This is a genomic window from Vreelandella sp. L-25 (assembly GCF_056857535.1).
Genome location: NZ_JBSXNH010000066.1, coordinates 98,131 through 120,409, shown reverse-complemented (window position 1 = coordinate 120,409; position 22,279 = coordinate 98,131). Strand labels below are relative to the sequence as shown.

The 22,279-nt window shown below is 58.4% G+C and carries 23 protein-coding genes; 5 read left to right on the top strand and 18 right to left on the bottom strand.

Annotated features, from left to right (window positions below):
- Positions 1-3 precede the first annotated feature (3 nt).
- From dtd to AC13CN_RS10015, 8 genes are all read right to left on the bottom strand, one after another.
- Complete coding sequence (gene dtd, locus AC13CN_RS10050; protein ID WP_044629857.1) at positions 4-441, bottom strand: D-aminoacyl-tRNA deacylase; 438 nt, start codon at positions 439-441, stop codon at positions 4-6.
- A 273-nt stretch (positions 442-714) separates the two neighbouring features.
- The gene (locus tag AC13CN_RS10045) at positions 715-1,560 is read right to left on the bottom strand and encodes a universal stress protein (RefSeq protein ID WP_058577703.1); all 846 of its coding nucleotides are present in this window, start codon (positions 1,558-1,560) and stop codon (positions 715-717) included.
- Between the two features lie 120 nt (positions 1,561-1,680).
- On the bottom strand, positions 1,681-2,511 hold the full coding sequence (thiD, locus tag AC13CN_RS10040) for a bifunctional hydroxymethylpyrimidine kinase/phosphomethylpyrimidine kinase (RefSeq protein ID WP_058577702.1): 831 nt from the start codon (positions 2,509-2,511) through the stop codon (positions 1,681-1,683).
- Between the two features lie 322 nt (positions 2,512-2,833).
- Positions 2,834-4,237, bottom strand: coding sequence for a TRAP transporter large permease (locus AC13CN_RS10035; protein ID WP_054644907.1), 1,404 nt, complete (start codon positions 4,235-4,237; stop codon positions 2,834-2,836).
- On the bottom strand, positions 4,237-4,797 hold the full coding sequence (locus AC13CN_RS10030) for a TRAP transporter small permease subunit (RefSeq protein ID WP_062359237.1): 561 nt from the start codon (positions 4,795-4,797) through the stop codon (positions 4,237-4,239). The genes AC13CN_RS10035 and AC13CN_RS10030 overlap by 1 nt, the downstream gene beginning before the upstream one ends.
- Before the next feature lie 102 nt (positions 4,798-4,899).
- Positions 4,900-5,742: an endonuclease/exonuclease/phosphatase family protein gene (locus AC13CN_RS10025; RefSeq protein ID WP_054640744.1), complete on the bottom strand. Its 843-nt coding sequence runs from the start codon at positions 5,740-5,742 to the stop codon at positions 4,900-4,902.
- Positions 5,743-5,744: 2 nt separating this feature from the next.
- A complete protein-coding gene (locus AC13CN_RS10020) occupies positions 5,745-6,377 on the bottom strand; it encodes a thiol:disulfide interchange protein DsbA/DsbL (RefSeq protein ID WP_054640743.1) in 633 nt (210 codons plus the stop codon).
- Positions 6,378-6,493: 116 nt separating this feature from the next.
- Positions 6,494-7,123, bottom strand: a complete 630-nt coding sequence (locus AC13CN_RS10015; protein WP_483053125.1) for a c-type cytochrome — start codon at positions 7,121-7,123, stop codon at positions 6,494-6,496.
- 310 nt (positions 7,124-7,433) lie between these two features.
- Between AC13CN_RS10015 and yihA the strand changes: the two genes are divergently transcribed.
- Positions 7,434-8,078 (top strand): ribosome biogenesis GTP-binding protein YihA/YsxC, encoded by a 645-nt coding sequence (gene yihA / locus AC13CN_RS10010; RefSeq protein ID WP_044629848.1) that lies wholly within the window; start codon positions 7,434-7,436, stop codon positions 8,076-8,078.
- A gap of 10 nt (positions 8,079-8,088) precedes the next feature.
- Here yihA and AC13CN_RS10005 read toward each other — a convergent pair whose 3' ends face one another.
- From AC13CN_RS10005 to AC13CN_RS09970, 8 genes are all read right to left on the bottom strand, one after another.
- Complete coding sequence (locus AC13CN_RS10005; RefSeq protein WP_228219210.1) at positions 8,089-8,826, bottom strand: HAD family hydrolase; 738 nt, start codon at positions 8,824-8,826, stop codon at positions 8,089-8,091.
- Positions 8,827-8,828: 2 nt separating this feature from the next.
- Positions 8,829-9,737, bottom strand: a complete 909-nt coding sequence (locus AC13CN_RS10000) for a tyrosine recombinase XerC (protein ID WP_228219211.1) — start codon at positions 9,735-9,737, stop codon at positions 8,829-8,831.
- On the bottom strand, positions 9,724-10,446 hold the full coding sequence (locus AC13CN_RS09995) for a DUF484 family protein (protein WP_062359241.1): 723 nt from the start codon (positions 10,444-10,446) through the stop codon (positions 9,724-9,726). Before AC13CN_RS09995 ends, AC13CN_RS10000 begins: the two co-directional genes overlap by 14 nt.
- 16 nt (positions 10,447-10,462) lie before the next feature.
- Entirely contained in the window at positions 10,463-11,296 is an 834-nt protein-coding gene (gene dapF, locus AC13CN_RS09990; RefSeq protein ID WP_228219212.1) for a diaminopimelate epimerase, read from the bottom strand.
- The gene (lysA, locus tag AC13CN_RS09985) at positions 11,296-12,567 is read right to left on the bottom strand and encodes a diaminopimelate decarboxylase (protein WP_044629843.1); all 1,272 of its coding nucleotides are present in this window, start codon (positions 12,565-12,567) and stop codon (positions 11,296-11,298) included. Before lysA ends, dapF begins: the two co-directional genes overlap by 1 nt.
- The gene (gene lptM, locus AC13CN_RS09980) at positions 12,567-12,695 is read right to left on the bottom strand and encodes an LPS translocon maturation chaperone LptM (RefSeq protein WP_074211274.1); all 129 of its coding nucleotides are present in this window, start codon (positions 12,693-12,695) and stop codon (positions 12,567-12,569) included. The genes lysA and lptM overlap by 1 nt, the downstream gene beginning before the upstream one ends.
- A complete protein-coding gene (gene argH / locus AC13CN_RS09975; protein ID WP_172515107.1) occupies positions 12,692-14,095 on the bottom strand; it encodes an argininosuccinate lyase in 1,404 nt (467 codons plus the stop codon). The genes lptM and argH overlap by 4 nt, the downstream gene beginning before the upstream one ends.
- 94 nt (positions 14,096-14,189) lie before the next feature.
- On the bottom strand, positions 14,190-16,640 hold the full coding sequence (locus tag AC13CN_RS09970; protein ID WP_172515108.1) for a sensor domain-containing protein: 2,451 nt from the start codon (positions 16,638-16,640) through the stop codon (positions 14,190-14,192).
- 137 nt (positions 16,641-16,777) lie between these two features.
- Here AC13CN_RS09970 and hemC point away from each other — a divergent pair, with 137 nt between their 5' ends.
- From hemC to AC13CN_RS09950, 4 genes are read left to right on the top strand one after another with little or no spacing between them, the layout of a single operon-like run.
- Entirely contained in the window at positions 16,778-17,722 is a 945-nt protein-coding gene (gene hemC, locus AC13CN_RS09965) for a hydroxymethylbilane synthase (RefSeq protein WP_172515109.1), read from the top strand.
- Entirely contained in the window at positions 17,719-18,471 is a 753-nt protein-coding gene (locus AC13CN_RS09960) for a uroporphyrinogen-III synthase (RefSeq protein ID WP_044629839.1), read from the top strand. Before hemC ends, AC13CN_RS09960 begins: the two co-directional genes overlap by 4 nt.
- Positions 18,472-18,514: 43 nt before the next feature.
- The gene (locus tag AC13CN_RS09955) at positions 18,515-19,954 is read left to right on the top strand and encodes a uroporphyrinogen-III C-methyltransferase (RefSeq protein ID WP_172416685.1); all 1,440 of its coding nucleotides are present in this window, start codon (positions 18,515-18,517) and stop codon (positions 19,952-19,954) included.
- The gene (locus tag AC13CN_RS09950; RefSeq protein WP_044629837.1) at positions 19,951-21,213 is read left to right on the top strand and encodes a heme biosynthesis HemY N-terminal domain-containing protein; all 1,263 of its coding nucleotides are present in this window, start codon (positions 19,951-19,953) and stop codon (positions 21,211-21,213) included. The genes AC13CN_RS09955 and AC13CN_RS09950 overlap by 4 nt, the downstream gene beginning before the upstream one ends.
- 57 nt (positions 21,214-21,270) lie before the next feature.
- Here AC13CN_RS09950 and mscL read toward each other — a convergent pair whose 3' ends face one another.
- Positions 21,271-21,762, bottom strand: a complete 492-nt coding sequence (mscL, locus tag AC13CN_RS09945) for a large conductance mechanosensitive channel protein MscL (protein ID WP_054644912.1) — start codon at positions 21,760-21,762, stop codon at positions 21,271-21,273.
- 61 nt (positions 21,763-21,823) lie between these two features.
- The gene (aroQ, locus tag AC13CN_RS09940; RefSeq protein WP_054644913.1) at positions 21,824-22,270 is read right to left on the bottom strand and encodes a type II 3-dehydroquinate dehydratase; all 447 of its coding nucleotides are present in this window, start codon (positions 22,268-22,270) and stop codon (positions 21,824-21,826) included.
- Positions 22,271-22,279 lie beyond the last annotated feature (9 nt).

Genomic DNA, 22,279 nt, shown 5'->3' with positions numbered 1-22,279 from the left:
GCCCTAGCTTTCTAGCAAAAAGGTGACCGGCCCATCGTTGACCAAGGCAACCTGCATGTCCGCGCCGAACTTCCCTTCTGCAATATGGGTCCAAGCGGCGCGGGCCTGACTTACCAGATAGTTAAACAGCCGCTCTCCCTCGTCGGGCGGGGCGGCGCTGGAGAAGCTAGGGCGTAGGCCCTTGCGGGTATCGGCAACGAGCGTGAACTGTGATACCAGCAGCAGCCCACCCTGGGCCTGCTGCAGGTTATGGTTCATCTTGCCCGCCTCGTCACTAAACACGCGGTAGTGAAGCAGCTTATGCAGTAGCTTATCGGCATCCACCTCGCTGTCACCTTTCTCCACCCCCACCAGTGCCAGCAGCCCATGGTCGATGGCACCGACGCTGTTGCCTTCCACCGTGACACTGGCGCTCTTAACCCGTTGAATCAGTGCTTTCACGCTTGCCCCTTCGTCCGTTCATTAGGCGCTGCTATCTTCATAGAGCGTTTCGCCATTGAGCGCGAGACGCAGCTGCTAGCGGCGGCGCTAGTCGTGACGAGCGTAGCGCCCAGTAACGCGGCTAGCCATAGCGTACTCTTTGTTGGTCGTTGCACGGTGACCATCTCCTTTGTTGGTTTGGGTAACACTATGCATAGCTATACACACATAAACAACTCATAAAGGTTCCGTACAACCACTCGATTGAGGAGTCATTGAGCCGCCACAAAGCCTTTACCAAGGCCGACAGAGCATCACATCGCAGTGGGGCTCACTGAGCAGCATTTCGGTTAGCGGATTAGGTTGGTGTGGTCGACTGCGGCTGCCTAACATGACCAAATCTGGCGAGTGCCGTTTAACATAGTCATGCAGCACATCGCAGGGCTGGCCCGGCTCTAGCGCAAGCTCAATGTCCGGCACGCCATCTAACTCCCGCAGCAGGCTTTCGACTTCGTTATCCAGCGCCTCCCGCAGGCGACTGACCTCGCGGTCACGCCACTGGGCGTAGAACGCTTGACTCCCCAGCTCCAATTCGCCGGGCAGGCTCCAGGCGTGTAGAAGCGTTAGCTTGGCCTCAGGAAAGCGAATCAGCGCTTCTTTCAGGGTCTGCCGAGCCGTCAGCGAGAAGTCGATAGGCACCACAATATGTTGCCACGGCTGAGTAGGCAGGTAAGACGCCACCACCACGGGGCACGGCGCGCTACGCAAAATACGCATCATGGTGGTGCCGTAAAGCAGGTCTTTTTGACCACGTTTGCGGTGCATACCCAGCACGATGAGCGACGCCTGACGCTCGTGGGCTTCCCTCACGATTTCTACATGAGGCTCCCCAACCACCGTTTGAATCATCAGCGATGGCAGTTCCAAGGCGTAATCTTCGCGCAGGTCGGTGAGCATCGCACTAATATCGTCGTTTACCGCGAGTTCCAGGTCATGGAGCATGCGATGCGGAAGGTAAGGGTCAAGCACGTGAAGGGTATCAAGCTGCGCGCCCTGCTGATGGGCTAAGCGCAGCGCGCGGGCAAAGGCCGCGCGGTTTTCCTGGGAGAGGTCGGTGGCAAACAGCAGCGTGCGGGACATGGGCAGCTCCTTGGCCGAACAGTTCAGCCTAGTAGGCAAACAAACGGGCACCCTTCAGCATGGTGCCCGTTGGCTTATCCCGCAAGGAGACTCTGCGGCCGCAACGCAACGGCCATGAAGTTACCACCAAGCATGGAAGTGGTGTACTGGGCCTCGCCCTTTGCCAACACTTAAGCGGTGGCTAGCGGCCAGAGCATGATGAAGCCACTGCTTTGCCTCCGTAATCGCCTGCTCTGGGGCCTCTGCGCTAGCATCTTCCGGCAACTTGGCTAGGCAAGCCGTAATGGCTGATGAGAGCGCGCAGCCCGTGCCATGAAGGTTCTCAGTAGCAATGCGTGAGGCGGGCAGCCACTGATGACCGTTAGGGGTCGCCAGCAGATCCGGGCAGGTATCACCCCGTAAGTGGCCGCCTTTCAGCACCACATAGGGCGCGCCTAGCCCCACCAGCTTGGGCAGCAGTGCTTCCATCTCGTCCAGGCTGGCGGGCGATGGGGAATCGAGCAGCACGGCGGCTTCCGGCAGGTTAGGAGTAATCACATCCGCTAACGGCACTAAAATCTCTTTTACGGCGCGAATACCCGCGTCATCCACCAGGATGTCACCGCTCTTCGCCACCATCACCGGGTCGAGCACGATCCAACGCGGGCGCTGCTGGCGCAGTACATCGGCAATCACTTCGGCCACATCGTGGCTGGCTACCATGCCGATTTTCACCGCATCAATGGTCACATCGCTTAACAGGTGTTCAAGTTGCTCACGAATTGCCTGTGGGGAAACCGGATACACCGAGGCCACGCCACAGGTGTTCTGGGCAATCACCGCAGTGATGACATTTGTGCCATACACACCCAGGGCAGAAAACGTCTTTAAATCGCCCTGCAGCCCAGCACCACCGGAAGGGTCGGAGCCTGCAATGGTGAGCACATTACGAAGGCGGGATTCGGTAGACATAGCGCTCCTTACGAGACAGAACAGTATCTGCCCTAGGATACCCAAGCGGTGGCGCTTACGCTGCTTTAATCGCAACCCTAGCCTGCCTATAACAAAATGGCCGCCCGAAGGCGGCCATGGTAAGGGTACTGCGCTACACCTGTTACTGCAGGTGTCACCTTCCGGGTTACGGGCGTTGTAGTACGCCTGCTCGGAAATCGCGTGGTAATCTTCTACTTTATCCTGGAAGCAAGCCATTATGTGCTCTGCAGCTTGGCTGCTTTTGGTTAAGGTTGCCACTCCCTTGCGTTGATAGCAGGGTTATTTTTCAACTCAGAACACATTAGAACTGGGTCGGGAGCCATGTTGCCAGCTGCGGGAAAAACGTTAGCAGCAACAGCATGCCTAACTGCATCAAGATAAATGGCACCACACCGCGATAAATCGCCGAGGTAGGCACCGATGGCGGTGCCACGCCGCGCAGATAAAACAGTGCGAAGCCGAACGGCGGGGTTAGGAACGAGGTCTGCAGGTTAATGGCGATCATGATACCCAGCCAGATCGGATCTAACCCCATGGCCAGCAGAATCGGCCCGACAATCGGCACCACCACAAAGGTGATTTCGATAAAGTCGAGGATAAAGCCCAGCAGGAAGATTACCAGCATAACAACGATCGTCGCGCCCACCACGCCCCCAGGCATGCCTTCAAACAGCTCGGTGACCATGTGCTCACCGCCGTAGGCACGGAAGACCAACGAGAATAGCGCCGCACCGATCAGAATCAGAAACACCATGGTGGTTACATGGGTGGTAGAGCGCAGCACCTCTTTCAGGGTGGCCCAGTCCAACTGGCGATAGGCCAACGCCAGCACCAGCGCACCAAAGGCACCCACGGCCGAGGCTTCGGTGGGCGTGGCAAAGCCGCTCAGAATAGAGCCCAGCACCGCCACAATCAGCACTACTGGCGGCACCAAGCCTTTGAGCAACAGGATGCCTAACCCCGAGGTGTGGCCAAGCTCTGCCATCAGCTCTTCGCGGTCAGCCGCGGGCGCCATGCTGGGGCGGAAAAACGCCACCAAACCCACGTAGATCATGTACATGACGACGAGAATCAGGCCCGGCCCCAGCGCGCCCATAAACAGATCGCCAACCGAGACCGTTTTCGGGCTGAAGATCCCCATATCCAGCTGTGCTTGCTGATATGCAGAAGAGAGCACGTCGCCCAGCAGTACCAGGGCGATGGAAGGCGGAATAATCTGACCAAGCGTACCGGTAGCGCAGATGGTACCGGTGGCAAGAGAGGTGCTGTAGCCACGCTTAAGCATAGTGGGCAGTGACATCAGGCCCATGGTCACCACTGTGGCACCCACGATGCCCGTGGAGGCAGCCATCAACATGCCCACCAGCGTGACCGAAATACCTAAGCCACCGCGTATGGAGCCAAACAGCAGCGCCATGGCATCCAGCAGCGTTTCGGCCACTTTTGACTTCTCTAGCAGCACGCCCATTAACACAAACAGCGGCACCGCCAGGAGTGTCTGGTTGGTCATAATGCCGTAGAGCCGGTTCGGCAGGGCGGCAAGGTAGCCACTATCAAAATTGGCATCAATACCAACGGCTTCCAGGCCTAGCCCCATGCCAGCAAACAGCAGCGCGGTTCCCGCTAGCGAAAGCGCCACAGGAAAGCCGAACATCAACACGATACAGATGGCGGCAAACAGAATAAGCGGCATAAATTCGAGCATCAAACACGCTCCTCAAGGTGATTTTCATCGGCGGCTGGCGGCGTTATCCGCCCGGTGAAGATATAGCCATTGCGCACTACTTCAATCAGGCCTTGAATAATCATCAATAAGGCAAAAACTGGAATGAGCGTTTTCAGTGCGTATACAGCGGGGATGCCACCGTAATCTGAGGAGGTTTCCATGATGCGCCAGGAGTTAGCGACGTAGCCATAGCTTGACGCGATGACAAACACCATCACCGGAATCAAGAGCAGGAGGATGCCCAGGATATTTACGAGTGCTTGTCGGCGGGGTGTCATGCCTCGATAAAAAATATCGACGCGCACGTGGCCATCGTGGCGAAAGGTGTAAGCAGCAGCGAGCATGAAGACGCTGGCGTGCATGTACATCACCAGCTCTTGCATAAAAATGCTATTCACACTGAACATATAACGAAGCAGTACAATCGCGAACTGAATCAACATCATAATGATGATCAGCCACGCAAGGGTACGCCCGAACCACTCCGAAGCGCGGTCCAGCGCACCAATAAACGCAGGTAGTTGTGTTGTGTCCGACATGGAAGTGTCTCGTGTAAAACGACTAAGGGGGGTCAGCGGCCCAGACAATAGCGCATATACGCAGACAATGCAGCGCCCGACAAGCGTTCTGCGAGCTTCTTGTTAAACGCTTGGTTGAATCGCCGCGAGACACGCCGCTGGCAGCGGCAAATCAACTGCAATCGGCAGGTGGTCAGAGAACAGGTGATCCAGCACGCGCACATCGGCCGCTTCAAGGGTTTGCGAGAGTAGAATATGGTCCAACGCGCGGCGCGGCTGCCACGATGGATAGCTAAGCAGCGGCTTGACCGGGTGTAGCGGCAATGACGTACTAAACCGCTCGTGAGCATGGAGCTGCTCAGGCGTACAATTTAAATCGCCCATCATCACCACATGGCGCAACGGCTCAATAATATCGCTTAAATAATTGAGCTGGCGCACACGGCCACGGTGGCTAAGCGCCAAATGCGCCACAAAAATATGCAGGGCATCAGGGCCTTCGCCGTAGCGCACGTGAATAGCGCCGCGTCCAGGCAACATCCCAGGCAGCCGGTGCTCTTCAATATGGCTAGGGGTTAAACGTGAAAGCAGACCATTACTATGCTGTGCAAAATGGCCTAGGTTACGATTAAGTTGCTGGAAGTAGTGAGGAAACTTGGCCTGGGCGGCTAAGTACTCCACCTGATTCACACGGCTGGAGCGAAAGCTTCCACCATCCACCTCCTGCAGCCCCACCACGTCAAACTGCTCTAATACGCCACCTACCAGCGCTAAACGCTTAAGCCGCTGAGGATTAGGCAGCACGTGCTGCCAGCTCCGCGTGAGATAGTGGTGATAGGCTGAAGTTTGAATACCCACCTGCAAATTAAACGTTAGCAGCCGGATATGACCACGCTCTATCAACGCGGAGGTTGACTGGGCAGCGGGAGAACGCGACTGTCCGCCCGTATGGCCGTGCTCCAGCACCGTTATTGTGCGCGCTCGTTGCGAACTTTTTCGATCAGCGCATCGGCAATTTGCGGCATATTTTCTAAGCTGCCTGCCGACTGCGGTGACACTACATAGCGGCCATCCACAATCAGCGCAGGAACCCCCATCAGGCGCATTTCACGCATACGGCTGTTGGCCTTATTGACCTCACTACGTACGCTAAAGGCGGTGAGCGCCTGTTTGGCTTCCTCTTCGCTAACGCCGTAATCAGAGAAGAATTCCGCAATCTTGTCAGCGTCGGTCAGTGAACGACCATCCTGGTGAATCGCATCGAAGAAATCCGCATGCAGCTCCTCTTCAATACCCAGCGATTTGGCCGCATAGAAGGCCGTGGCATGGGTGTTCCAGTCACCGCCCATGGTCGCTGGCATTTTGACAATGCTGACATCGTCATCCAGGGTTTCGTACCACTCGTTTACTGGCGTTTGCAGCCGGTAGCAGTGCGGGCAGCCAAACCAGAACGCTTCGGTCACTTCAATCTGATCTTCGTCTACCTGGGTAGCTACCGGTGACTCAAGCAACGTGTAGTGCTGACCTTCTACCAGCTCCTGGGCACTTACCGCAGCAGACAGGCCAAGACCAGCAAGCGCGACCATCAACGTTTTCAACATAACGAGCATTCTCCAAATAAGCGGCCAACAAAAGTGAACCTGTGACCGTTAGTGTGTCAGACAGGTTCCCCATTCTGCGGATGTTTCACAGAATGGGGAGGCCAACAGCGGGGAAATTAGTTCAAGCCCAGCACGTAGTTGGCCACGGCTTCCATGTCCCGGTCGCTCATTTTGGAAGCGATATCGCCCATCAGGTTGTTGGGGCTATTGGTACGTTCACCCGAGGCAAATGCTTGCAGCGTGGAGATGGTATATTCCGCATGCTGACCAGAAAGAGCCGGATACACAGCGCTACCAATACCTACCCCGGTGGGAGTGTGGCAAGCGCTACAGGCGGGAATGCCTTTAGACATATCGCCTGCGCGATACAGCTCTTCACCGCGGGCCAGCAACTCAGCGTCTTCATCACTGGTTTGACCGAGGTTAGCCTCTTGGCCTGCAAAGTGGGCAGCGACATCCCAAGCATCTTGGTCTGAGTAGTCATCGACCAAACCGGCCATCTGTGGGACGACACGGTTGCCATCACGGATATCCATGATTTGCTTGGCGAGGTAGGACATTTGCTGCCCTGCCAGGTTGGGGAAGGTACCCACTGCGCTGATACCTTGCTGGCCATGGCAGGCTGCACAGGTTTGGGCGAGTTCACGTCCTGCCGCTGCGTCAGCGTCGGCTTGAAGGTCCGCTTGGGCGTGGGCGGTGCCAACGGCACCCATGGTAATTGCCAGGCTTGCCAGTAACTTTCTCATTGCTAATCCACTATGCCGTTTGATTATTGACTGGTACGCACCCTGGGCGCTGCCCAGGTTCAGCACATTACCAGGGTCAGCTCCGCCAAAACGAACAACAATGTCGTGTTGGTCGCTGCTGGCTAAAGCGCGATGGTACACTAGCGCCCCAGGTCGCAGTTATAAACCGCTTGCATTATAACGAATCACCCTAGCGGCGGGAATGCAAGTCCAGGTCTGCTTTTGGGGTAATTCGTCGCGGTACCGCTCTCTCTCACACTAGGGTTGGCCAGCGGGCCGTGTTATACGTTTGTTTTTCAGGATTAATTCCATGTCTACCCCCCATGATAGCCCAGTCCCTCGGCTGAACTACCCCACGGCGCGTTTTATGATCAGCGCGCCAACCCTGGCACTGTGTCCTGACGATACCGGTGCAGAAGTAGCGTTTGCCGGACGCTCAAATGCCGGTAAATCCAGCGCCATTAACGCGCTAACCCAGCAAAATGCGCTGGCGCGCACCTCGCGCACCCCGGGCCGAACCCAGCTCATCAACTTCTTCACTGTGATGAACGACGAGTCGCGCCGCTTAGTGGATTTGCCCGGCTATGGCTACGCCAAAGTGCCTGAAGCGGTCAAAATCGAGTGGCAAAAGCATCTTTCTGACTACCTGCGCGGCCGTTTTAGCCTGCGTGGTTTAGTGCTGCTCATGGACGTGCGCCACCCGCTGACCGAGTTCGACCAAATGATGCTCGACTATGCTGACCAGCGCGGGATGCCGGTGCATATTCTGCTGACCAAAGCCGACAAACTGAAGCGTGGCCCAGCCAGCGCCGCCCTACAGAAAGTGCGCTCCCGCTTAAAAGAGTGGGAAGACCTTGTATCGGTACAGCTGTTTTCATCGCTGAAACGCGACGGCGTCGATACCCTTTCCCAAAAACTAGACCAGTGGCTGCACACCCCAGAAGACGCCCGTTAACAGGCGTGGTCTAGGCACGCCTCTCCAGCCATGCAATCAGCTCCGGCAGCTCTTTGACATGGGCTATGCGGTGCACCCGCTCAGGCAGCATCTGGTCGCCGCATTCAGCCACCCAGGCGGCATGCATACCCAGTTGCTGGGCGGGAAGCACGTCCTCATTCCAGGAGTCGCCCACGTGCATGGCGCGCTGCGGTACGGTATTCAGTCGCTCCAAAGCGGTGAGAAAAGGCTTGGGATCAGGCTTGGGAGCCAGCAGCTCTCCAGCGGCAATCGCTACCGGAAAGTGGGCCGCCAATGGCTGGCGCTTAAGGTGAATATTGCCGTTGGTAATCGCCGCTAGCCGATAGCGCTCGGCAAGCGCCGATAGCAGCCCAGCTGCCTCTGGGTGCGGCGTGACCTGCACCCGCAGGCGGTGGAACTCATTCATTGCCGCGGCGGCCCATAACAGTGCAGCGCTGCGAGGCAAACCGCTGGTTTCCAACTGGGCCTCTAACGCTCGTAGCCTTAGCCAGGTAAAGTCACCTCGCCGTTCAGGCACTTGGCTTGCCCACTGCTGGCGGCGCTGCAGGTAATCCGCCACGCCCTCCTCATACGTTAACGGCAACGGCGCCTCTTGACGGGCAGCACGCCACGCTGCCAGCGCTTCCAGCAGCCAGCGGTAATGGCCCTCTTCGGTTTTCAGCATGACGCCCTGGTTGTCCCATAGAGTGTCGTCTAAATCAAAGGTGATGGCGTCTAACGTGACCATGATTAACTCTCACTGGGGCGGCGTTTGGCGCGCGGGTGGGCGGCATCGTAACTTTCTGCCAAGTGCTGCCAATCCAGCCGCGTATACACCTGAGTAGTGGATAGATTGGCATGACCCAGCAGCTCCTGCACGGCACGCAGATCCTGGCTGGATTCCAGCAGATGGCTGGCAAAAGAGTGGCGCAGGCGGTGGGGGTGAAGATGTTCGGGCAGGCCGCGCACCACCGAGAGCTGCGCTAAGCGCTTCTGGATCGCTCGATGCCCCAACCGCTGCCCCCGCTGACCAACAAACAGCGCCGTTTCAGCGCTGGCCGCCAAACTGGCCCGGCAGGTGAGCCATGCTTCCAGCGCCTGCTGGGCGCGTCGTCCCACCGGCACTTGGCGGGGCTTGCTGCCCTTACCCATCACCCGCACATAATTGGCCGTTAAGTGGCCCATATCCAGCGCCGCCAGCTCGGCTAAGCGCAGGCCGCTGGAGTAGAAAAGCTCCAGCATAGCTTGGTCGCGAAGCGCCAGCGGCGAGCCGTCGTGGGGCGTATCCAGAAAGCGCGCCAGCGCATCCACATCCAGCGGTCTGGGCAGATGGCTGGGCTGCTTAGGGGTGCGCAGTAGGCTGACCGGGTTATCTGCCAACACGCGATGCTGCACTAACGCATCGGCAAAGCGAGATAACGCCGCACGTCGGCGGGCGAGGCTTCTCGGCGCCAGCCCCCGGCTACGTTCAGCGCCTAGAAAGGCTCTCGCCAGCGCCGTGTCCAGCGCGCTGGCCTGAGTGATGCCACGCTGTTCGGCAAACTGGCAAAAGGCGGATAAATCCTGACGATAGGCCGCCACCGTGGCCGGGCTGGCATGGGTGGCTAGCTGCGCTAAGTAGTTAGTGACCGTGTCTGCCAGCAAGCTATCGCTGTCCATGCGGCTCCGGCCCCAACCGCAGCAGTAGGCGCGCGACAATATCGCCCAGGTACTCGGTAAACAGCGTATCCATACTGGCGCGGTAACATTCAGGATCAGGGCTAGCGAGCAGCAAATAACCCAGCTGCTCCCCCGCCGAGAGACGCGTAATCGCACAGGAACCCGCTTTACGGGGTGCTTTGGTATGGGGCAGTAGGCACTTCCAATCGCTGACGCTCAGCTTGGCGCAGCGACTGGTGCGGCCATCCAGCAGCGCCGCCAAGCGAGCGCTGGCGTGCTGGTCGAGAATATGGCGTGGCGGCTGGGGTGGCGTGGACTCTGCATCGCTTAACGACGCGGGGCACCATAGGGCCATCGCCGGGGTTTGAAAGCGCTCGCTAAGCTGAGTCGCCAGCGCTTGGGCCAAGGCATCACGGTCTTCCGCTTCAACTAAGCTGAGCAGCGTTTCCCGCAGACGACGGTACTGAGCCTCGTTATGACGAGCGGTTTCCAGCAAATGCTCAAGCCGCCCTTCCGCCGTTTCAGCTCGCTGGCGCAGGTCGATCACCAGCCGCTCCAGCAGCGACACAGCACCATCGATATTCGGGTGGGGCACTTTGAGCTGCTGCAGCAGCCCTTCACGACCAATAAAAAAATCGGGGTGACGGGCCAGCCAAAACGCTACTTGGTCAGGGTCGAGCGTTTTGCGCGGCTCAGGAGCTTGAGACATCGCCGTTCTCCTCGCATTAGTTGAGTGATACCCGACCATCAAACACCCGGGTAGCAGGGCCCACCATGACGAGTGACGCTTCGGGGTCAGGCCACTCGATACTGAGCTGCCCGCCGGGCAAGTGCACTTTCACTGGGCTCTTCAGAAGCCCCTGACGAATCCCACTGGCCACCGCCGCACAGGCACCGGTGCCGCAGGCCAGGGTTTCACCGCTGCCACGCTCGAACACCCGCAGACGAATCTCGCTGGGCGAGACCACCTGCATGAAGCCGACGTTGACCCGCTTGGGAAACCGAGGATGCGACTCCAACAGCGGCCCCAAGCGCTCCACCGGGGCGCTATCCACGCTCTCTACCTGGAGGACAGCATGGGGATTGCCCATGGAGACCACGCCAAGCTGCAGCGTTTCACCGCCTACATCTACCTCATGCAGCGGTTGATCACCCGGCGCTTCAAACGGCAGCGTCGCCGGGTTGAAGCGCGGCCTACCCATATCGACCCGTACCATGCCATCGTGCTGAACATTGAGCACCAGCGGGCCACCGGCGGTTTCCACATGGATTTCATGCTTGTGGGTTAAACGCTGGTCGCGCACAAAGCGGGCAAAGCAGCGCGCGCCGTTGCCACAGTTCTCCACTTCGCTGCCGTCGGCGTTATAGATACGGTAGCGAAAGTCCATGTCCGGGTCGCGGGGCGGCTCGACGATCAGCAGTTGGTCAAAGCCAATGCCAAAGCGCCGGTCCGCCAGTTGGCGGATCTGCTCGTCCCGCAGGCGCGCCCGCTGAGTGACCAGGTCCACCACCATGAAGTCGTTGCCCAGGCCGTGCATTTTGGTGAAGTGCAGCAGCATCAGCGCGCCCCTTCCGGCAGCAACGCCTCACCGGCCCACAGGCTTTCCAGCGTTTCCCGAGCGCGCACCACGTGGTACGTGTCGCCATCCACCATCACCTCTGGCGGGCGCGGGCGGCTGTTGTAGTTCGACGCCATCACAAAACCGTAAGCTCCGGCGGAGCGCACCGCCAACAGATCGCCTTCGGCGATAGCAAGCTCACGCTCTTTACCCAGGAAGTCACCGGTTTCACACACAGGACCAACCACGTCGTAGGTGGCGCTCTCACGAGGCTGGCGGGTATCCACCGGCACAATCGCCTGCCACGCCTGATACAGCGCCGGACGAATCAGGTCGTTCATGGCCGCATCGACAATGGCAAAGTTCTTGGTCTCGCCGGGTTTCAAGAACTCTACCCGGGTGAGCATCAGCCCGGCGTTGGCCGCAATAGAGCGACCCGGCTCAAACAGCAGCGTGAGCTTTTCGCCGCCTTCCCAGCGGGAGAGGCGCGCCAGCAGTTGGCTAGCGTAATCGAACGGCTGGGGTGGCTTCTCGTCACGGTAGGGCACGCCTAAGCCGCCGCCTAAATCCAGATGGTCGATCTCGATGCCGCGCTCGCGAAGGCGCTCCATAAGCACCAACAGGCGCTCCAGGGCATCTAGAAACGGCGCGGTTTCGGTGAGCTGCGAGCCGATATGGCAATCCAGGCCCGTCACGCGCAGGTTTGGCAGGCTGGCCGCCAGTTGATACACCTCCAGCGCGTCATCCACCGGAATGCCAAACTTGTTATCTTTCAGGCCGGTAGAGATATAAGGGTGAGTGCCCGCATCCACATCAGGATTGACGCGCAGCGAGACCGGAGCGATTTTCCCCAGCTCACCTGCCACGGCATTCAGGCGCTCAAGCTCTGGGCGCGACTCGACGTTAAAGCATTTGATGCCGACTTCTAGCGCCCGCGCCATTTCATGGGGCTGCTTAGCCACGCCAGAAAACACCACTTTGGCGGGGTCGCCGCCCGCTTTTAGCACCCGCTCAAGCTCACCCACGGAGACAATATCAAACCCGGCCCCCATGCGGGCCAAAAGGCCCAGCACGGCAAGGTTAGAGTTGGCTTTCACCGCGTAGCAGATTAAGTGCGAGTGGCCACCCAAGGCTTCGGTGTAGGCGCGAAAATGGCGCTCAAAGGTCGCTTTTGAGTAGACATAGCAGGGCGTGCCCAGCTCGGCGGCCAGCTGCGTTAGCGGCACATCTTCGGCGTAGAGCACGCCATCGCGGTAGTTAAAGTGATCCATTACCCCTCCTGCTCGGCGGCCGAATCATTGGTATCGTCAGGCAGATAAAGTGGCCCCTTTTGACCACAGCCAACAAGCAGCAATGCGGCCATCAGCAGCGCGCTAAGTGTGATTGCACTGCGTTTCATGACGCACCTTTCAGGGCTGCCAGCGCTTCTCGCGCACGGTTTGCAGCGGCGCGCACTTGGTCAGGCGCCGTGCCGCCAATGTGGTTACGGGCAGCGACCGAGCCTTCCAGCGTCAGCACTTCAAACACATCCTGCTCAATGATATCGGAGAACTGCTGGAGCTCTTCGAGGGTCATTTCAGAGAGGTCTTTCTTGGTTTTCAGGCCGTAGGCCACGGAGAGACCCACGATCTCGTGAGCATCACGGAAGGCCACGCCTTTACGCACCAGGTAATCCGCCAGGTCTGTGGCGGTGGAGAAGCCGCGCCGCGCCGCTTCGTACATGCTCTCTTTCTTCGGCTCAATGGCAGGCACCATGTCCGCAAAGGCTTTCAGACAGTCGCGCACGGTGTCGACGGCGTCGAACAGCGGCTCTTTGTCTTCCTGGTTGTCCTTGTTGTAGGCCAGCGGCTGCGACTTCATCAGCGTCAGCAGCGCCATCAGATGGCCATACACACGGCCGGTTTTACCGCGCACCAGCTCAGGCACGTCGGGGTTTTTTTTCTGCGGCATAATGGAGGAGCCGGTGCAGAAGCGGTCGGGCAGGTCGATGAAGTTGAACTGCGCACTGGTCCACAGCACGAGCTCTTCGCTCATCCGCGACAGGTGCATAAGCAGGATGCTGGCGAAACTGGTGAATTCAATTGCAAAATCACGATCTGACACGGCGTCCAGCGAGTTTTCTGCCGGGCGATCAAAGCCGAGCAGCTCAGCGGTCACGTGGCGGTCAATGGGGTAGGTCGTGCCCGCCAGCGCCGCGGAGCCCAGCGGCATCACATTCACCCGTTTACGGCAATCCAGCAGGCGCTCGTGATCGCGGGCCAGCATTTCCTGCCAGGCCAGCAGATGATGGCCGAAGGTGACCGGCTGTGCCGTCTGCAGGTGGGTGAAGCCGGGCATGATGGTGTCGGCTTCCCGCTCGGCAAGCTCAATCATGCCATCGCGCAGGCGTGTCAGCTCCGCTTCGATCACGTCGATTTCATCGCGCATGAACAGGCGAATATCGGTGGCCACTTGGTCGTTGCGCGAGCGGCCGGTGTGCAGCTTCTTGCCGGTAATGCCGATTTTGTCGGTCAGGCGTGCTTCGATGTTCATGTGCACGTCTTCCAGCGGCACCGACCAGTTGAACTCGCCGCGCTCAATCTCGCCCTGAATGTCGGTCAGGCCGTTAATAATGGCGTCGCGCTCTTCTTCGGTGAGCACGCCCACCCGCGCCAGCATGGTGGCATGGGCAATCGAGCCCTGAATATCCTGGCGCGCTAGGCGCTGGTCGAAGTTCACAGACGCGGTAAAGCGTGCAACAAAAGCATCGGTGGGCTCGCTGAAGCGACCGCCCCAAGACTGGTTCGTAGCTTGGCTCATCGGAGACATATCCTGCTGACAAAACTAATGGAGTCGTTACCGGAAAGTGTACCAGAGTCACTGCGTAGAGCGGCATGCCGTTTTATGGCAGTGTTTATAACGAGGTAGGAGATTCTTGGCTAGCAACGACTACTAGCGGCGTTTTCAAATATGCCTTCAGCGCACTCAAGGCCATGGGACGAGCAAAGTAGTAGCCTTGGTAGTGGCCGCACTGCAGGGTACGCAGGAAGTGAAACTGCTCGGCGGTTTCAACGCCTTCAATTAACACCTCGAGTCCCAACTTATCTGCCATGGTGACAACGCCCTCTACAATAGCGGCGTCACGGGAATCAACGGCCACATCGCCCACAAACGAGCGGTCAACCTTCAGCTTATTGATGGGTAGGCGTTTTAGATAGCTAAGGCTTGAGAAACCGGTGCCAAAGTCATCCAGCGCAATGTGCACGCCCAGTTGGCGCAGGGCCTGTAAAGCCTGAATGGTGTGTTCGGCGCTATCCATTAATACACCTTCGGTCAGCTCCAGCTCTAATAGCGCGGGGGGCAAGCCACTACGCGCCAGCACCTGCTTTACGGAGTCTAAAAAGCCTGGGCGCTGAAACTGCATGGGTGATACGTTAATCGCCATGGTTATGGGGGTCGCGCTTTCGGCATTGAGCACCACCGCATCGCGGCATGCGGTTTCCATCACCCACTCACTGATGGGAATAATCTGCCCGGTATCCTCGGCCAAAGGAATAAACTGCCCTGGCGGGATGTTGCCACGCTCTGGGTGGTACCAACGGATCAACGCTTCAACCCCAGCGACCCGCCCACTATGGTGAATTTGCGGCTGGTAATGGAGCTCAAACTGCTCCTGCTCAATGGCCTGCTGCAGGGCATGGCGCAAATTCACCCGCTCGGTGACCTTGCGGTTAAGTTCGTCGGTATACCACTGAAAGGTGTTGCGCCCCCTGCGTTTGGCCTTGTACATGGCAAGGTCGGCCTGCTGAATGAGCTGACGCGGCGTTTGAATAGTGCCATCGTTGGTGGCAATCCCAATACTGGCAGTAATTCTTAGCTCGTTGCTGCGATACCAGTAAGGTGCCGAAACTCGTGCCAGCAGCCGCTCGACCACCTGTAAGACATCGTCTTCGTGGGCTAAATCCGGCAACAGTACGATAAACTCATCGCCGCCAAATCGGGCCACGGTGTCCCAGGGGCGCAGCTCCTCCTCCAAGCGCTTGGCGACCTCTAGCAAAATATAGTCGCCCACTTCATGGCCGAGGGTGTCATTGATTGGCTTAAAGTCGTCTAAATCAATGAACAGCACTGCTAAATAACGCTGGTAGCGCCTGGCTAACAAACAACCTTGGGCAAGGCGCTGGTCCAGCAACAGCCGGTTGGGCAGCCCGGTCAGCGCATCGTGATTGGCGTTATGGCTCAGCTGGGCCTGATACTCTCGCTGGGCGGTAATATCGTTTTGCGCGCCGATAAAATGTGTGACTACGCCAGCTTCATCGCGCACCGGGGAGATATAAAGATCGTTCCAGAAAGGCGCGCCGTTACGGCGATAGTTGCGAATCACCACGTGCACATCGCGCTGCTCTTTGATGCCTTTGCGCAATTGCACCTGGGTCGCAGGGTCCGTGTCGATTCCTTGTAGAAAACGGCAGTTGCGGCCCAGCGCGGCCTCTCGCGAGTAGCCGGTGATGCGCTCAAAGGCAGCGTTCACATACACTATCGGCAGATCAGGGCGCTGAGCATCCACAATGACCACGCCATTGGTGCTAGACTCCACGCTGCGCTCCAGCAGCGCCAACTGCCGTTCAGTGTCTTTGCGCTCGGTAATATCCTGAGTAGAGCCCTGAGCTTGAATAATTTTTCCTAGCTCATCGCGCACCGCTCGGCCAATCACTCGCACCCAACGCCGTCGCCCCTGCTGGGTAATAATCTCCAGCTCTTCGTCAAAACTTATCCCCTTCTCACAGCAGTTGGTAAACACGGCTTGAATACGCGACCGAGAGCTTGGCGTGTAAAAAGCAATCGCCTCCTCCAGCGTGGGCTGGTGGCCAACAGGCATATCGTGAAGGCGGCACACCTCCTCCGACCAGATCGGCAGCCCCACCGCTAAATCCATATACCAGCCGCCTATATGCGCTGTCTCACCGGCAATACGGAACAGCCGCTGATTGCGCCGTAGCTGCTTTTCCACCGCTTTGCGACGAGAAATATCTCGGGCAATCACATAAATCACCTGCTCACCGGCAGAAGCGGACACTTCCAACCAAACGCGCCTACCATCTACCGCTAACGCACAAATATCGAAGGCATTAATTTTTTCACCCCGGCATACCCTTGCCAACGCTGCTTCGATAACGGGATGATCACGCGGCTCTACCACGACACCACAGGGCCTACCCAGCAGCGCTTCTGCTTGGTAACCCAGTAACGACTCAAAGGTTGGGTTGATGCTGAGCAGCGTGCCCGCAAAGTCGATGCAGCAGAACAAATCCTGCGAAAGCAGAAAGAATTGGTCTAGCTTACCTTGCGGTTCAACAGGGGGCATGGCATTTCCTAACAGGCGTTAAACGCGTTCAGCGCTGGCCCTAAATTCGGCCGGTTATTTTTACTGTGTGGCTGGGTGCTTTATGATGAGAATTATCACAGTTCGACGCGCCGTGTCAGCGGCAAAGGGAGAATCAGGTGTCATCCATCACTAAATTGCGCATTGCCACGCGTAAAAGTCAGTTGGCCATGTGGCAGGCCGAGTACGTCCGCGACCGCTTGATGGCGGCACATAGCGGTCTGGAAGTTGAGCTTGTCCCCCTCTCCACCAAAGGCGACAAAATTCTCGATACGCCTCTCTCCAAAATTGGTGGCAAAGGGCTATTCGTCAAGGAGCTTGAAGACGCCATGCTGGATGGACGCGCCGATATTGCCGTTCACTCCATGAAAGACGTACCCATGCACTTCCCCGAAGGCTTGGGGCTATCGGTGATTTTAGATGGGGCAGACCCCACCGATGCATTCGTGTCCAACCACTATAACAGCATCGACGAGCTGCCCGAAGGTGCGCGCATCGGTACCGCCAGCCTACGTCGTGGCCTACAAATACGTGAAGCCCGTCCGGACCTGCAAATCCTCAACCTGCGCGGCAACGTCCAGACTCGCCTTGGGAAGCTCGACGATGGCGAGTTCGACGCTATCATTCTGGCCACCTCTGGCCTGCAGCGCCTGGGGCTCGATGCGCGAATCGCCCAAGCACTGCCCCCTGAAATCTGCTTGCCCGCCTGCGGCCAGGGCGCACTAGGCATCGAATGTCGCTTGCACGACCCCGAATTGATTGCGCTACTGGCCCCCTTGGACGATCAGGATACCGCCACCCGCGTGCGCGCCGAGCGCGCCATGAACACGCGCCTGGAAGGTGGCTGCCAAGTGCCGATTGCCGGGCACGCCGTACTGGATAAAGCCAACGATACCCTGTGGCTACGCGGGCTAGTGGGCAACCCAGAGGGCACCGAGGTACTGCGTGCCGAGGGCCGTGGCTCTATCCATGAGCCGGAAGCACTCGGCATTCGTATTGCCGAAGAGCTGCTGGATCAAGGCGCCGGCGATATCTTGGCAGAGGTTTACGGCCGCAACGTATGAGCCAGCCGGTACTGATTTGCCGCCCAGGGGAGCGGGGCGAAACGCTGGCGGATGCCCTGCGGGCAAGCGAAGGCTGGGTGGAGTCGCTTGACGTGATGCATCTGGAAGCGCTGCCTGAAGATGCTACGCAGCGCCAAGTCTGGTTGGATATTGATCAGTACCATAAGATAGTGGTGGTCAGCCCCTTTGCCGCTTACTGTTTAAGCGAGGCGCTGGATCGCTACTGGCCGCAGCTACCTATCGGTATTGATTACTATAGCGTTGGACGGGGCACTGCCAGCATACTGTTCGATCAGCTTGGGGTTCGGGTACGTATTCCTCCGCCCCAGCAGGGTGAAGACACCAGCGAAGCGCTGCTTTCGCTAGCGTCGCTTCGCCACCTAGCACATCAACGAGTGCTGCTGGTGGCAGGAGAAGGCGGCCGCACGCTGATCGCCGACACTCTAGCGGCACGCGGGGCCACTATTACCCGGCTGGCGGTCTATCGGCGGGTTTATCAGCCGCCTTCGCCAGCGATGCAAAAGCGCCTCGCCACAGGTGCCTACCGGGCGCTCATCGTCACCAGCGGCGAACTGCTTGAATATCTGGCAAAATGGTGTGGTCCAGCAGCGTTGAACCAACCGCTAATCGTTTCCAGTCACCGTTTAGCTACACTGGCCGGTAAACTGGGTTTTTGTGACCTCAAGGTGGCGTCGGGAGCAACGCCGGCTGCGCTGGTGGCCGCGTTGGATCGGTCCTGCAACCCATAGGGTGCCGATGTCGATCAAGGAACTTAATAAGGGCTAGCGACAGATGAGCAAACAACCAAACGAGCAGGAAGGCGTTAACAACACGTCTGCCGATGCATCCCAAGATAACGCGCAACCGAGCGATACTACGGCATCATCGGCGAAAAGCGAGTCGACTGCTGGCAGCGCCTCCTCCTCTTACGCGGCTAAGAACAGCCGCTCGCGCCGCCGCAACAAAAGTGGCTCAAGCGCTTCGACTACCAGCGCTTCAAATGCCAGTGCACCCACGTCCGGCACAGCAAGCACTGCGCAGGCCAACGCCCCAAAAGATACCAAAGCGACGGAAGCAGACACCAAGCCGACCGCCACAGCAACACCTGCAGCGTCCACCTCCTCGAAAAGCGGCAGTACATCCGCTACTAGAGGCCCAGGCAAGCCGACTCCGCCCTCCTCTACCGGTGGCGGCAGCAGCAAAGGTGGCGGCGTAGCCATTGCCCTGGTGATTATCCTGGCACTCGCCCTGGGCCTGATCACTTGGCAAGGCTGGCAGCGCCTGGATAGTCAGCAGCAGCGCCTGGACGAATTGGCCCAGCAAGCGCAAAACAGCGCTTCCCAGCAAGCGGTCAGCGAGCTTGAGTCACGGATCGAAGAGGGCGAAGCCGAACGAAGCCAAGCGCTGGAGAGTACCGTGAGCGAACTGCGCAGCGAGCTGGATAGCTATCGCAGCGACATCAACAGCACGCTGGACGAGGTGCTGACGCAGCTCTCACAAGAGCAGGACACCGACGAGCGCGATTGGCTTCACGCCGAAGCGGCCTACTTGCTGCGTTTGGCGAATCAGCGCCTGCAGCTGGAGGGTGATGTGGAAGGTGCCGCCGCTCTGCTGCGCACCGCCGATGCCCGTCTGGCCGATGCCGATAACCCGGCGCTAACGCCCGTGCGTCGTGAAATTGCCAACGAGCTCGCCGCGCTGGACGCCGTTCCTCAAGTGGACCGCACAGGCATTTACTTAGCTCTGAATGCCCAGCAAGAGCGCGTAGCGGGTCTGCGCCTATCTCAAGAGATCGAAGAGCGCGCCGTGACGTCGAGCATTGAGCAGCCGCCTACCGGAACTTTCCAGCGCCAGCTCGCCCGCTTCGGTGAAGAGCTAAAAGATCTCGTGGTGATTCGTCAGCACGATGAAGCGCTGGAAGCGTTGATCACGCCGGAGCAGGAGTCCTACCTGCGCCAGAGCCTGCGCCTGATTCTCGAGCAGTCTCAGCTAGCGCTGCTCAAAGAGGAGCCCGAGCTGTACGAAGCGAGCATCGACAAAGCCCTGGAGCTGCTGAACGGCTACTACGACACCGAGCGTGAAGAGACCCAGAGCGTCATAGCCCGCCTTCAAGAGCTGAAGCAGGCCGAAGTAAAGCCCGAGCTGCCGGATATCAGCGCCTCACAGCAAGCGCTGGCCAGCTTCATCGACAACCGTTTCGAGTCGCGTCGTCAGGATGGAGGTGATGCATGAGAAAACTCATCCTGCTGATCGTCGCGGGCCTTGCGGTTGGCGCGCTCTTTGGGCACCTGATGATGTCAGTGCCCGGTTACTGGCTGATTCGAGTGGGCGACACCTCGGTTCAAACCTCGTTCTGGTTTGGTCTGGTGCTGCTACTGGGTGCCTTTATTGTGCTGCACTTCGCGTTACGCCTGCTTACCGGCATTATTCGCCCGGTTGGTCGCTTCCGTACCTGGAACAGCCGCGCCCGTAACCGTCGCGCCATGAAACGCACCGTGCGTGGTTTGGTGGCACTCACCGAAGGCCGCTGGAAAAAAGCCGAGAAAACCTTGGTGCGCGCCGCCGACGACTCCAGCACACCGCTCGTTAACTACCTATCGGCCGCGCTGGCAGCCCACTATCAAGGCGACCACGAGAAGTCCCAGGAGCATCTGAATCAGGCCCAGCTGACCACCGACGGCGCGGATACCGCCGTTGGCCTGATGCAGGCGCAGCTGATGATTGACCGTCAGCAGCCGGAAGAGGCTCTGGCAATTCTCACTCGCCTGGATAAGCAGCTCACCAATCACCCGCAGGTACTGAAGCTTTTGAAGCAGGTACACCTGAGCGTCAACGACTGGGAAGGCCTGCGCCGCCTAATTCCACGTCTGGCCGCGCAGAAGCTGATTACCCAGCAAGAGCGCGAACAGCTGGAATTCAAAGCGTATCGCGAGCTGATCATCTTCGAAGCGAAGAACCCCACCAATATCGAACGGGTTCGCGGGCTGTGGGCGGATATGCCCGACTACCTGCGCGGCAATACCGAGCTGATCGTGCTCTATACCGAGGCACTGCTACATGCCAACGAAGAGCCGATTGCCGAGCGTCTGCTGAACCACTCGCTGGATAACCACTGGGACGCCCGCTTGGTCAAGCGCTACGGCCTGCTCAATGTCGATGCCGCTCGCCAGCTCGCCAAGGCCGAAAAGTGGCTACAAGAGCGCCCCAACGACCCCGAGCTGCTGCTCGCCTGTGGACGCCTGTCACTACGTGTTGGCCAGTGGGAAAAAGCGCTGGAATACTTTGAAGCCAGCCAGCGCCAGCGCCCCAATGGCGAAGTGTGTGCCGAGCTTGCTCGCCTCTACGCAAGCCTAGGCGAGCACAACAAGAGCCAGCTCTACTATCGCCACAGTGTTGATATGCTAGCCAAATCTCTGCCATCGCTGCCCCAACCCAGCGATGCCAGTGACAGCACGCAGAGCGATAAGAAAGCGGCGAAAAAGACGGCATAACCGCCTTCTGTAACGCAAAAAGGGTGCCCACGAGCACCCTTTTTTAATAACGCTTCACTACACGCTCTCGGCAGGCTTCTCTGGGGCCGCCGCCTGTAGCTCAGACGTACAGTGACCGCAGCGAACGGCCTTGATTGGCACCACCATAAAACAGTAAGGGCAGGGCTTTTCGGTCGGGTCTGCCGGTGCCACCGCCTCTTCGCGCTTTAAGCGGTTGATGGTACGCACCAGCAAAAACACCACGAACGCGACGATGGAGAAGCTCACCACCGCGTTGATAAACAGCCCCACGTTCAGCGTCACCGCCCCTGCCGCTTGAGCTTCTGCCAAGGTGGCATAGGGCGCTCCCGCCACGCCTTCCCGCAATACGACGAACAGATTCGAAAAATCGATCCCACCCACCAACAGGCCAATCAGCGGATTCATCACGTCTTTGACAAGGCTTTGCACGATCAGCGTAAATGCCCCGCCAATGATGATACCCACCGCCATATCAATCACATTGCCCTTAACGGCAAACTCGCGGAATTCCCGGAAAAATTTAGCCATACGCCTTTTAACCTCACCAAGCCAATGAAACGCCAAGGGCTAACGATACAAAGGAGTTATATTATTGATGGGAGGCAGCCATCACCGCCTCTAGCGCCGCTTTATATCCCTGCACGCCTAGGCCAGCAATCACGCCATCGGCCCGTAGCGAGACATAGGAGTGGTGGCGAAACGACTCGCGCTTATGCACGTTGGAGAGATGGACTTCGATGACCTGGCCATCAAAGGCGTTCAATGCATCGAGGATCGCTACCGAGGTATGAGTATAGGCCGCCGGATTGATAATGATGGCCTGCGTGCCATCTACCCTCGCTGCGTGAATGGCGTCGATGAGCGCACCTTCATGGTTACTTTGCAGGCAGGTGATCTCCCAGCCTGCCATTACCGCTTTTTCGCGCAGCAGGTTATTCACATCGTCGAGTGTGTCATAGCCATAAATCTCTGGCTGACGCGTGCCTAATAAGTTGAGATTAGGCCCATGTAACACCAATACTTTGCCCTGCTGCATAGCGCACTC